Consider the following 12314-nt stretch of genomic DNA (forward strand, 5'->3'; position numbering starts at 1 on the left):
TCACACGAGGTCGGGCCCGGACGGTGCCGCGCCGGTCCGACGGTCGGTACCGGACCACCACGGCTCCGGTCAGGTGGCGGTGTTCCGCTCGTGAGGGGTGGCGAGTCGGTCGCCGAGCTCGCTGCGTGCGTACAGCACCGTGCGTCCGGCTCGTGCGCGGGTGACGAGGCCGCAGGCGGTGAGTACGGCGAGGTGCTGGGAGACGGCGCTGGGGGTGACGCCGAGGACGCGGGCCAGTGACGCGGTGGTGTCGGGGGCGTCGAGGGCGGCCAGGAGTGCCGCCTTCGGCCGTCCGATCAGCGCGGCGAGCGCGTCGGCGGGCGGCGCCGCCACCGCCTCCCACAGGGTGGCCACCCCCCGCGCCGGGTAGTCGACGCGGGGCACCTCGCCGATCGGTGCCGTCGCCTTGCGGCCGAACAGGGTCGGGCACAGGGTGAGCCCGCTGCCGGCCGGTACCCGGCTGTGGGTGCCCATGGGGTGCAGGCGCAGGATCCCGGACTCCCAGTGGACGTTGGGATGCAGACCGGCGAAGAGGGCGGCGGCCCCGCCGTCGGCGAGCAGCTGGCCCCGGTACAGGATGTCGGCCTCCAGTACGCCGCGCATCCTCGGCCAGTGCGGCTCCAGCGCCAGGTGCCAGTACGCCTCCAGGGCGTCGGCGATCCGGTCGCGCAGTACGGCCGGGTCACCGCGCAGAACCGGTGGGACGCGCTGGTCGCGGTAGGCGGTCTCGATGTCCCGGCGGACGGTGGCCGGATCGGTGCGTCGGAGGATGTGCAGCTCCTCGGCCATGTCCGGCACGCGGGTGAGGGGGCGGGGGGTGATGAAGTCCGGCAGCCAGCGCCGTTCGCTGACCAGGGCGTCCAGCATCTCGCCGTCCAGCAGGCGCAGCCGGTCGCGGACCAGCCTGATCCACCGCATGTGCAGCGGGAAGTCACCGGGGTCGCGCAGCGCCCACAGGCTGTGGCACGTCTCCTGCAACGGCGAGACGGCGAACCGGACACGCGCCAGGTCGTCCACCCCCAGCTCGATCTCGATCACCCTGTCACCGAGTCCCTCCCGCGTCCCGTCCGAGGATTTAGGCCCAGCCTAAATCCCTGTCGGCCGCCGGGGGAGGGCGGCTTCAGTGGACGGCATGTTCCTGCCTCCGCGCGGCCCCTTGCGGGTCTACGCCACCGTGACGTTCTTCGACTCCCTGGTCCCGGGCATCATGCTCGCGGGCGGCGTGCTGTTCTTCACCAAGGTCGCCCACCTGGGTGCGGTACAGGTCGGCAGCGGTCTGTCCCTGGCCGCGCTCGTCGGGCTCGCCGCCGCCGTGCCGGCCGGCCGTCTCGGCGACCGGATCGGACACCGCAGGCTCCTGATCGCCATCAGCCTGCTGCGCGCCCTCATCCTCGGCGCCTACCAACTCGTCGACGGCTACCCGGCGTTCCTCGCCGTCGCGTGCCTCGCCGGCCTCGCCGAGAGCGCGGTCGCCCCCGTGCGCCAGGCCTATCTCGGCACCATCACCACGCCCGAGAACCGGGTGCGGACGCTCGCCTTCAACCGCGTCGTGCGCAACATCGGCGCCACCCTCAGCACCCCCGCGCTCGGCCTGGCCCTCGCCCTGGACAGCCCCCTGGCCTTCCGTGCCCTGATCGGCGCGGGCGCCGTGAGCGTGCTGGCCGTCGCGCTCGTCGCGGTGCGCCTGCCCGAGACACCGGCGCCGTCCGCCGCGGCCGGAACGGCAACCGCCGGGCCGCGCCCCGCGCGGGGCAAGCGGGCCGGAGTACTGCGCGACCGCCCCTACATCGCCCTCGCCCTGCTCAACGGCGTGCTCATCATGCACATGGAACTCCTGGAAGTCGGCATGCCGTTGTGGGTCACCGGCCACACCCGGGCACCCGGCTGGACCACGTCCGCGCTGCTCTTCCTCAACGTCCTGGTCGCCATCGGCCTCCAGATGCGGGTCGGGAACACCGTCACCGACGTGGGTTCGGCGGCCCGCGCGATGCGCCGCGGCGGCTACTGCCTGCTGGCCGCGGCCGCGCTGTTCGCCGCCACCGGAACGCTCGGCCCCCTGCCCGGCGCGCTCGCGCTGTTCGCCGCCGTCACCTTGCTGACCCTCACCGAACTGCTCCAGTCGGCCGGGTCCTGGGGCCTGTCCTACGACCTGGCGGACGACGCCCGCCTCGGCGAGTACCAGGGCGCCTGGAGCACGGGCACCCAGCTCGTCCGCTCCTGCGGCCCCCTCCTGGTCACCCTCGCCCTGTCTTCCCTCGCCGAGACCGGCTGGCTCGTCATCGGTCTCGTCTACGCGGTGCTGGCCGCCTCGTCCGTCCCCCTGGCCCGCCGCGCGCACACCGGCACGGCCCAGGCCCCCGCGCAGCCCGCCCAGCCGCATCCACCGGCACCACACCGGCCGGCCCCGGCCCCGGCCGCCGGCCCGCGGTGATCCAGCCGCCCGGCGGCAGGGGCGGCCGGCGCGGCGGCCGTGGGCGCGGCGCCTCCGGCGGTCAGCCGCCGACGTCCGCTCCGTGCGACGCGGCGGGGACCGGCGACAACCGGTAGCCGCCCTCCTGGGCGACGACGTGCCCGGCGGCGGGCGGCGCGAAATGGGTGCCCAGGAGCAGGGTCCGGGTGCCGGCGAGCGAGCCGAGGAGCGCGCGGCGGGACGCTTCGGAGCGCGCGGGGTCCATGTCGACGCAGGCGCCTATGGCGGGGTGGGCGAGCTGGACCGGGTGGTGGACGCAGTCGCCGGTGATCACCGCCGTCCGGCCGCGGCTGCTCAGTTCGACGGCGAGGTGACCGGGTGTGTGCCCGGGGGTCGGGATCAGGCGCAGGCCCGGGACGATCTCGGCGCCCCCGTCCGGGACGTCGACGAGGTCGAGCAGCCCCGCCCGCTCCACCGGGATGACGGAGTCGCGGAACATCTGCTCGCGCGGCGCGTCCATGGCGTACCCGGCCCAGAACTCGCGCTCGGTGCGGGAGGCGAGGTACCGGGCGTGGGCGAAGGTGGGCACCCAGGCACCGTTCGCCTTCCGCGTGTTCCAGCCGACGTGGTCGGCGTGCAGGTGGGTGAGGATCACCAAGTCGACGGATTCCGGGGGGAATCCGGCGGCGGTCAGGCGCTCGAGGTAGCCGGTGTCCAGGTCGTGCCAGGCGGGGTTGGCCCGCTGCTTGCCGTTGCCGATGCCGGTGTCCACCAGGACGCGCCGCCCGCCGACGGTGAACGCGAAGCTGTGGCTGTGGAGGCGCGGGACGCCCTCGTCGTCCGCGAAGTGGGGGCGCAGCCAGTCCTGCCCGGCGATGACGTCCGGGGTGGCGCCCGGCAGCAGCCAGGCTCCGGTCGCGGGCGGCAGGAGGACCTCGTCGATGCGGTGGACGAGGACGTCGCCCACGGTCCAGGAGGGGGTGGCGGCCCGGGGAGTGCTCATGAACGGTCCCTTCACGGAGCTAAACGCAATTGGTTTGCGTTAAATCACCGTAGGTCCTACAGTGCGGCTAACGCAAACGCTTAGCTTTTGAAGAGCTGCGCCCGTTCCGCCCCACCCGAGGAGAGAACGCCCTTGTCCTCCGCCGACCTCACCCCGCCGGAGGCGGCCCGCTGGGCCGTACGCGCCGGCCTCCCGCTGGCCGCCGAACGCCACGCCGCCGTGGCGGCCACCGCCCGCCACATCCACTCCGTCGTCGCGGTCCTGCGGGAACTGGACTTCGGGGACACCCCGCCCGCCCTCGCCTACCGCGCGGAACAGGAGGCGGACGATGCGGCCGTATGAACTGTCGGTGAGCGCGGCAGCCGACGCGATCCGGGCTCGGCGGCTGTCCCCCGTGGAACTGGCGGACTCCGTCCTCGAGCGCGTCGCGCAGGTGGAGCCGCACCTGCGGGCGTACGTCGCCGTCGCGGCCGAGCGCACCCGCCGCGCCGCGCGCGAAGCCGAGAGCGACATCGCGGCCGGCCGTCACCGTGGTCCGCTGCACGGCATCCCCATGGGTCTCAAGGACCTGATCGACGTCGCCGGCACGCCGACCTCGGCCAGTTCCCGGGTCAGGGCCGGCCACCGCGCGACGGCGGACAGCACGGTCGCCGCCCGCCTGTCGGCGGCCGGCGCGGTCCTGGTCGGCAAGACCCACACCCACGAGTTCGCCTACGGCCTGACCACCCCGCAGACCGTGAACGCCTGGGACCCGGGCCGGATCGCCGGCGGCTCCAGCGGCGGATCCGCCGTCGCCGTCGCCGCGGGCACCGCCCTCTTCGGCCTCGGCACCGACACCGGCGGGTCGATCCGGGTGCCCGCCGCGCTGAACGGAGTGGTCGGGCTGAAACCGACCTACGGTCTCGTCCCGCGCCACGGCGTCACCTCGCTGTCCTGGTCGCTGGACCACGTCGGCCCGATCACCCGCACCGTCGAGGACGCCGCCCTGGTCCTGACCGCCCTCGCCGGACCCGATCCCCGCGACCCCGCCTCTCTGACCACACCCGCCACGGACTACCGGCCGCCCGCGGGCACGGACCTCACGGGACTGCGCGTGGGGGTGCCCCGCACCTACTACTTCGAGCACGTCGACGTCGAGGTGGAAGCCGCCGTCCGGCGCGCGGTCGACCGGCTCCAGGCCCTCGGCGCCCGCCTCGTCCCGGTCGAGATCCCCATGACCCGCTACATCCGGGCCACCCAGTGGGGCCTGATGGTGCCCGAGGCCACCGCCTACCACGAGAGGACCCTGCGCACCGTTCCGGAGCTCTACCAGGCCGACGTCCGCGTACTCCTCGAAGCCGGCGAACTGATCTCCGCCGGGGACTACCTGCGTGCCCAGCGCGCCCGCACCCTCATGCGGCGGGAGTGGGCGCGCGTGCTGCGGGAGGTCGACGTGATCGCCGCCCCCGCCGTGCCGGTGACCGCCGTCAAGGCCGGTCAGGAGACGGTCACCTGGGCCGACGGCACCGTGGAAGGCGTCTCCGACGCCTACGTACGCCTGTCGGCCCCCGCCAACATCACCGGAGTGCCGGCCCTGTCCGTACCGGTCGCCCGGGACGCGGCGGGGCTGCCCATCGGCATGCAACTGCTCGGGCGGCCCCTCACGGAGAGCGTGCTTCTGCGGGTGGGCCACGCCTACCAGCAGGCTTGGCCGACACCCGGGCTCGCCCCGCCGGTCTGACCACCCCCTCGGCCCGGCCACTCGGGTCGGGCCCAAGACGTCCAGGGTCGCGATCAGAAGCCATGATTTTGCTTTAAGGTGGCCGCATGAGCAGGCAGATGGTCCGCCCCGGCGGGCGCAGCGCCCGCGTCCAGGCGGCGGTGCACGCGGCCGTACGCGAACTCGCGTCCGAAGTGGGCCGGGACGCCCTGACGGTTCCCCTGGTCGCCCAGCGCGCGGGCGTGACGCCGTCGACGATCTACCGGCGCTGGGGGGACCTTCAGGAACTGCTGTCGGACGTGGCGGTGGAGCGCCTGCGACCCGACGCCGAGCCCGAGGACCACGGTGCCCTGTCGTCCGACCTGACCGCGTGGGCCGAGCAGTTCCTCGACGACATGGCCTCCCCCTCCGGCCGCGCCTACATCCGCGACGCCCTGCTCGGCGACCCGGACGGCGGCAACGCCGGCCAGTGCTCCGCCTACGCCGCCGCGCAGATCGACGTCATCCTCGCCCGCGCGGCCGGACGCGGCGAGCGCACACCCGACGTCGAGACGGTCATGGACCACGTCGTCGCCCCCCTGATGTACCGCATCCTCTTCCGCCCGCACGGGCTGGACGCCACCTACGCGCGCCGGCTCGTGACCGCGGCCCTCGGCCCGCCCCCCGGGTGACCGAACGACCCGGGGTCGTGCCCCGGGGCATCCCCGGGGGCACCGCGAGGTACCCGTTCGGTCCCCGGAGCTGCCCCGATGGCCCTGGTGCGCGGAGCATCCGCCCCGGTATCCAGGAGGGAGTCGAGTTCGCCACCGGATGAGGGACACGTGCACGACCACTCCAGGACGAGGACGACCGGCACCGACACGAGCCGGGCGGCGCCCCGGCGGACCGCCGCCGGACCCCGTACGGTCGCGCGGAGCCTCGCGGCTCTGCAGACGGCCGCCGGGAACGACGCCGTGGTGCGGATGCTGCGCCAGGCCGGACAGCTGTCCGAGGACGAACACCGGCACGACGCCGGCTGCGGGCACGAACAGCCCGCGGTGCAGCGCTCCGCCGTCCATGACGTGCTGCGCACCCCCGGACGCCCCCTGGACGAGGCCACCCGCCACGACATGGAGACCCGGCTGGGCGCCGACTTCTCCGACGTGCGCGTCCACAACGACACGGCGGCCCGCTCCTCCGCGGCCGAGGTGGGGGCGCGGGCGTACACCTCGGGCAGCCACGTCGTCCTCGGGGAGGGCGGCGCGGACCGGCACACGCTGGCCCACGAACTGGTGCACGTGATCCAGCAGCGCCGGGGCCCCGTCGCCGGCACCGACAACGGGGCCGGTCTGCGGGTCTCCGACCCCGCCGACCGGTTCGAGCGGGAGGCCGAGGCCACCGCACAGCGCGCCCTGGCGGGGCACACGGCCAAGACGCACGACGCCGGATCCGGTGCCGCGGCACACGCGGCGGACGGCGGCCCGGCCGCCGTTCAGCGGATCGTCAAGATCACTCCCGATATGTACATGCGGGGAGTGAACGCCACCGAGCAGACGGCCGGGCCCCAGCTCCTGCGGTATCTGGCGATCGCGGTGCAGGACGAGGTGAGCCGCGCCCAGAACGTCGACCCGTCGGGAACGTACGCGGCGGACCTCAAGGAGGTCATGCGCAGGCTCAAGCCCGCCACCCTCGATGTCCCGGGGGCCCTGCAACTGACCACCGCGCTCGTCCGCAAGGTGAACACCCTCCTGGAGAACGAGCAGACCTACGTCTCGAACTACAACCCGCCGGACCACGAGGAGGGGCCGGGGGCCATGGTCACGGTGCCGAACGCGGACACCCGGTACGCCACGGCACCGGACACCGGGGAGACCGGTTACTTCCACTCGTCGCTGTCCAAGCAGAAGGAGCCGTACTGGGGCAACGACGACACCATGCGCGAGAAGACCGGTCGGTCGCTCGGGCCGCTCGTCGCCGGCGGAGCCCCGCAGGAGCAGCCGAGGCTCCAGAGCCACGCACGCGGCGGGGAGAACCTGCCGCTGACGCGGCTCACGCTGAAGCAGGCCGTCGAGATGCTGCCGCGCCCGCTGCTCAACCTCATCTTCGATGTGCGCTACCAGTTGGAGACACCGGACACGGGAGCCCGGCCCGTGATCGACGAGCGGACCGAGGCGCAGAAGGCGGCCCGCGACAAGAGCCCCAACCAGCCCGGAACACTGCGCAGTTGGCACCAGGACGATTACGGCAGGCTGCCCGACAACGGGTTCGACCCCGCCAACGTCCCCCCGCACGCCCAGGGACTGCACGCCCACTACACCGCGCACTCGCAGTCCGGCGCGGGCTCTTCGGTCCAGAACGCGGCCACGGCGCCGCGTGGCTTCGCCGAGTACACCGGCACGGGAAGCGACTGGGAGCACAACGTCAAGGTGGTGCTGGACTACATCAACAAGCGCGTCTACCTCACCTTGACGCATTACCAGTACTGGGCGCTGATCCCGCCCCGAAGCGAGGGCAAGCCGTACACGTTCTGGCAGGGGCCGGGCCAGGATCTGGAAGCCGCCCGCGCGGGATTGGCCAATCAGCCGGGCGGCGCGGCCGGAATCATGATGAGCCCCTGGCTGGAAATCATGATGTCCTGACCGCGTTACGGCGAAAAAGCATTTCATGCCCGACAAGGGGGCGCCTGGAAAGGCGCCCCCCTTTTTTTGACGGTCTCCAGCCTCGGGAAGTCTCTTCCGTGTGTCGGGTGCGGGAGTCCGGTCGGATGGTTTGTCCCACCGCATAGGAACCTCATAGGGCCGCTATGGGGTGAACCGCTGGGCTGAGGTGAATGCGTGTCAACAGGAGGGTGGAACCGTTGTCGGATCGACGGAGAAGACGTGCGCTCGCGACAGTGCTGGGCGCGGTGTCGGTGATGGTGCTGGGGCTGGTGACGTTGCCCGCGGGTCAGGCAGGCGCGGTGGCAGCGGCCTGTACCTGGCAGAAGACGGTGTGGGAGCTGCCCGCCGGAGCCGACGTGGGCACACTCGGCGGCTACGACGGCGACCGCTGGGCCGTCGGCACCACGGGCAACCGGCCGTGGATGGGCGAAGGCATCAGCGACCCGCGGGGCACACTGTGGGACAACGGGAAGGTCGTGCTGCGGGTCACCGATGAAATCCCGCACTTCAGAGACGTGAACGCGGCTGGATTGATCGTCGGCGACACCATCGTCGACGACGCGTTCGCCGCCGTGACCATCGACCACGACGGCACGACCCACCAACTGCCGCGCAGCGCCACGTGGGACGGCTACTCCGCCGAACTCGTCAACGACAACGGCGACATCGTCGGCCGGGCCACCATCAACCTGAAGTCCCAGGTGGTGGTGTGGCCGGCCAGCGCGCCGGGCACCTACCGCGTGCTGCCCACCCCGGATGTCTCCTACCTGCATCTCCAGGACGTCGACAGCCAGGGCAGGATCATCGCCCAGGGCGACTCCGGCTTCGGCGGTGCGGTCTGGGACACCGACGGGCAGTGGCGCAAGCTCGCGTCGAACGGCACCCCGTGGGCGGTGCGGGACGGCCGCGTCGTCGGCGGCCTGAACGACACCGACACCGCGGTGGAATGGAGCGCGCGCGGCGGGCTCGTCCGCACCATCGGCAGCGGCGCGGTCAACGCCACGGCCATCGGAGGCAACGGCACGGTCGGCGGCCACGGGTTCGTGAACTCACGGCTGCGGCCGGTGCTGTGGCGCAACGGCACGGTCAGCGACCCGCTGTCCACCGTCGCGGCCGGGTTCGGTCTGCGCTGGCTCGGCAACGACGAACGCAGCCTGGTCGGTGTGGAATCACGCCGGCCGGTCGAGTACACCTGCGGCTGATCGCCAGGGCCCGCGGCAACAGGGGTGACCGGAGCGCGTCGCCGGTCCGGCCACCCCCCGATCCGCGCCCCGGCCGTCACAGCGGGCCGGCCGTGCGGCCCCCGCTCGCCCCCGGGGCATGGCCGAGGCCGGCCGGGGACCGGGAGCGGAAGGCGAAGACCCACCGGTTGGCCGCGAGGGCGTCGTCCGGTTCCGGGCGGGGGCCGCGGGCCGTGGTCGTGCCATGCGCCGGGACGGTCACGTGGAGGCCCTGTCAGCCTTTTCCGGCGCACAGCGTCCCCCGGTACGCACCGGGAGGCAGTTTCTCCTCGGCGGCGTGCGGCAGCGTCTCGTCGCCGAGGATGGCGCACAGGCGCGTCATCCACCGCTTCGCCTCGGCGGCCGACGGGACCTCGGTGGGCTTGCCGGTCCCACCGGTCTTCGTGCCGGGCCCCGGAATCCGGCGCAGGGGGCCGCCTTCGCCGGGCCCGGCGAAGGCGAGGACGCCGGTGTGGTCGTACAGGAGCGCCGTCAGGTTCCCGCCCGACCCCAGCAGGTCGATCGTCCACCGGGGGTCGACGGCGACCGGGCCCTCGCCCGGGGAGCCGCCGGGCTCGGAGGGCGGGGTGGAAGGGACGGTGGTCCCGGAGCAGGCCAGCACCTGTGCGTCGCCGGCGGACACGGTGATCCCGGACAGCGCCACCTGCCGCGAGAAGACGTTCCTCCCGGAGAAGTCTTCCGCTCGGCAGTTCAACGCCTCGCCGCAGCCGTTGACGCATTGGTCCAGACCTTCTACGTTGTGAGCGCTCGGTCAGACAACGCGCACGCCCGGTTCACCTCACCCCTGTACCACCCCACGACCACAGGGAGAGCCATGTTCCACCGGCGCAGACCATCGCTCGTATCCCCTCGTGAAAACCCGCCCGCGGAGCTTCCGGCCGGCTCCGGCACCGGCGGCCCCGGCCCCGCCACGCGGCACCGTGGCGGCCGGTTCCGGTGGCGGATCGCCGCCCTGGGCACCGCACTGCTCCTGCCGCTCGGCCTGCTCACCGGGCTCGCCGCGCCCGCCCACGCGGCCGGGACGCTGACGGCGACGTTCACCACGCAGGACAACGGCTCCTGGTGGAAGGGAACCTACGTCGTCCGCAACAGCGGCCCGGCCGCCGTCAGTGGCTGGAGCCTGGAGTTCGACCTCCCGGCCGGGGTCTCCGTCACCGGCCACTACAACGGCGACGCGACCGTCTCCGGACGGCACGTGACCGTGAAGAACGCCCACTACAACGCCAACGTCCCGGCCGGCGGCAGCACCGAGCCGTACAGCTACTGGTTCATCGCCGGCGGGCCGATCGGCACCCCGACGGGCTGCACCGTCAACGGCGACAAGTGCGACGGCACCCCCGACGTCCCGCCGACCGCGCCCGGCACGCCGAAGACGACCGCGGTCACGGCGCACTCCGTCGCGCTGAGCTGGACCGCCGCGCAGGGCGGCGACTACCCGGTCGCCTCCTACGAGGTGCTCAACGGCTCGGCCACCGCGGCCACCGTGACCGGCACCTCCGCCACCGTCACCGGCCTGACGCCGGCGACGGGCTACACCTTCACCGTGCGGGCCAAGGACACGCGCGGGAACGCCGGACCGGCCAGCGCCCCGCTGACCGTCAAGACCGTCGATCCGGCCACCGACCCGACACCGCCGACGGCGCCCGGCAACCTGCGCGCCACCGGCAGGACCTCCTCCAGCGTCGCCCTGGCCTGGGACAAGTCCACCGACAACGTGGCCGTGGCCGCCTACGACGTGTACCGCGGCGGCACACTGGTGAAGTCCGTCGGCGCGGACACCACGACGGCCACCGTCGACGGGCTCTCCCCCGCCACCGCCTACAGCTTCACGGTGAAGGCCCGCGACACCGCCGACAACTCCTCACCGGCGTCGAACACGGTCTCCGCCAGCACCGACGACGTGGCCGGGCAGGGCAGGCAGCTCAAGGTGGGCTACTTCGCGCAGTGGGGCATCTACGGTCGCCAGTACTTCGTGAAGAACCTGGACACCTCGGGCGCCGCGGCCAAGCTCGACGTCATCAACTACTCCTTCGAGAACCTCGACCCGAAGAACCTCACCTGCCAGGCGGGCGTCACCAAGGGTGTCTCCGCCAACCCGCAGGACCCCGACGAGGGTACCGGCGCGGGTGACGCGGACGCCGACTACGCGCGTCCCATGTCGGCCGGCCAGTCGGTGGACGGGGTCGCCGACGACGGCTGGGGCAAACTGCGGGGCAACTTCAACCAGTTGAAGAAGCTCAAGGCCAAGTACCCGAAGCTGAAGGTCGTGGTGTCGCTCGGCGGCTGGACGTACTCGAAGTTCTTCTCGGACGCCGCCGCCACGCAGGCCTCCCGGGAGAAGTTCGTCAAGTCATGCGTCGACGTGTGGATCAAGGGTGACCTGCCCGTCTACAACGGCGCGGGCGGCCCGGGCACGGGTGCCGGGATCTTCGACGGCATCGACATCGACTGGGAGTGGCCCGGCTCCGAAGGACATCCGGGCAACCACTACGGCGCCGAGGACAAGGCCAACCTGACCGCGCTGCTCGCCGAGTTCCGCAAGCAGCTCGACGCGCTCGGCGGCGAACACCGGCTGCTGACCGCGTTCACCCCGGCCGACCCGGCGAAGATCGCCGCCGGCTGGGACCTGAGCCGGATCTTCGAATCGCTCGACTACGCCAACGTACAGGGCTACGACTTCCACGGCGCCGGCAGCGACAACTCGTGGGAGCCCAAGCGCGCCGGACACGCCTCCAACCTGTACGCCGACGCGCAGGACCCGTACTCCTTCCACTTCAGCATCGAGGACGCGATCAAGGTCTACCTCGACGCCGGGGTCAACCCCCGCAAGCTGACGGTGGGCTTCCCGTTCTACGGCCGCGGCTGGCAGTCCGTGACCGACGGCGGGGTCGCCGGTGAGTGGCAGGACGCGAACGGCGCCGCGCCCGGCCAGTTCGACACCGAGGCCGGGGTCCGCGGTTACAACAACCTGATCACCAGCTTCCCGAACATGACCGTCCGCCACGACGAGCAGTCCGTGTCGACGTTCGGGTACACCGGTCCGAACGGCCAGTGGTGGTCGTTCGACGACGCCTGGTCGATCGGGAAGAAGACCGCCTGGATCAAGTCCAAGGGGCTGCTGGGCGGCTTCGTCTGGGAGATGTCCGGCGACACACCGAACGGTCAGCTCATGACCGCGCTGAACGACGGCCTGAAGTAACCGGTCCACGGCGGCGCCCGGTGCCACGCACGGCACCCAGGGGCCGCCGTGGTCCTCCCCCCTGGGGCGGGGCGACCCGCCCAGTGCGGGGGGTCCTCGGGTCTCCCTCCTCTTTCACGAACA

General features: G+C 72.7%; 10 protein-coding genes. 7 read left to right on the forward strand and 3 right to left on the reverse strand.

Annotated elements, in window-relative coordinates:
• Positions 1 to 69 precede the first annotated feature (69 nt).
• Positions 70 to 1038, reverse strand: a complete 969-nt coding sequence (locus tag ACZ4W9_RS32095; protein WP_467941649.1) for an ArsR family transcriptional regulator — start codon at positions 1036 to 1038, stop codon at positions 70 to 72.
• Between the two features lie 94 nt (positions 1039 to 1132).
• Here ACZ4W9_RS32095 and ACZ4W9_RS32100 point away from each other — a divergent pair, with 94 nt between their 5' ends.
• Positions 1133 to 2431, forward strand: a complete 1299-nt coding sequence (locus ACZ4W9_RS32100) for an MFS transporter (RefSeq protein WP_467941651.1) — start codon at positions 1133 to 1135, stop codon at positions 2429 to 2431.
• A 61-nt stretch (positions 2432 to 2492) separates the two neighbouring features.
• Here ACZ4W9_RS32100 and ACZ4W9_RS32105 read toward each other — a convergent pair whose 3' ends face one another.
• The gene (locus tag ACZ4W9_RS32105; protein ID WP_467941653.1) at positions 2493 to 3413 is read right to left on the reverse strand and encodes an MBL fold metallo-hydrolase; all 921 of its coding nucleotides are present in this window, start codon (positions 3411 to 3413) and stop codon (positions 2493 to 2495) included.
• Between the two features lie 132 nt (positions 3414 to 3545).
• Between ACZ4W9_RS32105 and ACZ4W9_RS32110 the strand changes: the two genes are divergently transcribed.
• From ACZ4W9_RS32110 to ACZ4W9_RS32130, 5 genes are all read left to right on the forward strand, one after another.
• On the forward strand, positions 3546 to 3755 hold the full coding sequence (locus ACZ4W9_RS32110; RefSeq protein ID WP_467941655.1) for a hypothetical protein: 210 nt from the start codon (positions 3546 to 3548) through the stop codon (positions 3753 to 3755).
• Positions 3742 to 5133: an amidase gene (locus tag ACZ4W9_RS32115; RefSeq protein ID WP_467941657.1), complete on the forward strand. Its 1392-nt coding sequence runs from the start codon at positions 3742 to 3744 to the stop codon at positions 5131 to 5133. Before ACZ4W9_RS32110 ends, ACZ4W9_RS32115 begins: the two co-directional genes overlap by 14 nt.
• A gap of 86 nt (positions 5134 to 5219) precedes the next feature.
• A complete protein-coding gene (locus ACZ4W9_RS32120; RefSeq protein ID WP_467941659.1) occupies positions 5220 to 5783 on the forward strand; it encodes a TetR/AcrR family transcriptional regulator in 564 nt (187 codons plus the stop codon).
• A 150-nt stretch (positions 5784 to 5933) separates the two neighbouring features.
• Positions 5934 to 7730, forward strand: a complete 1797-nt coding sequence (locus ACZ4W9_RS32125; protein ID WP_467941661.1) for an eCIS core domain-containing protein — start codon at positions 5934 to 5936, stop codon at positions 7728 to 7730.
• A gap of 320 nt (positions 7731 to 8050) precedes the next feature.
• Positions 8051 to 8953 carry a hypothetical protein gene (locus tag ACZ4W9_RS32130; protein WP_467941663.1) on the forward strand — a complete coding sequence of 301 codons (903 nt, stop codon included), beginning with the start codon at positions 8051 to 8053 and terminating at the stop codon, positions 8951 to 8953.
• A gap of 253 nt (positions 8954 to 9206) precedes the next feature.
• On the opposite strand, the gene ACZ4W9_RS32135 is transcribed toward ACZ4W9_RS32130, so the two are convergent.
• On the reverse strand, positions 9207 to 9686 hold the full coding sequence (locus ACZ4W9_RS32135; RefSeq protein WP_467941665.1) for a hypothetical protein: 480 nt from the start codon (positions 9684 to 9686) through the stop codon (positions 9207 to 9209).
• Positions 9687 to 9806: 120 nt separating this feature from the next.
• Between ACZ4W9_RS32135 and ACZ4W9_RS32140 the strand changes: the two genes are divergently transcribed.
• Positions 9807 to 12191, forward strand: a complete 2385-nt coding sequence (locus tag ACZ4W9_RS32140) for a glycosyl hydrolase family 18 protein (protein WP_467941702.1) — start codon at positions 9807 to 9809, stop codon at positions 12189 to 12191.
• The last annotated feature ends 123 nt before the right edge of the window (positions 12192 to 12314 follow it).

This window comes from Streptomyces sp. NPDC029296 (assembly GCF_055569255.1).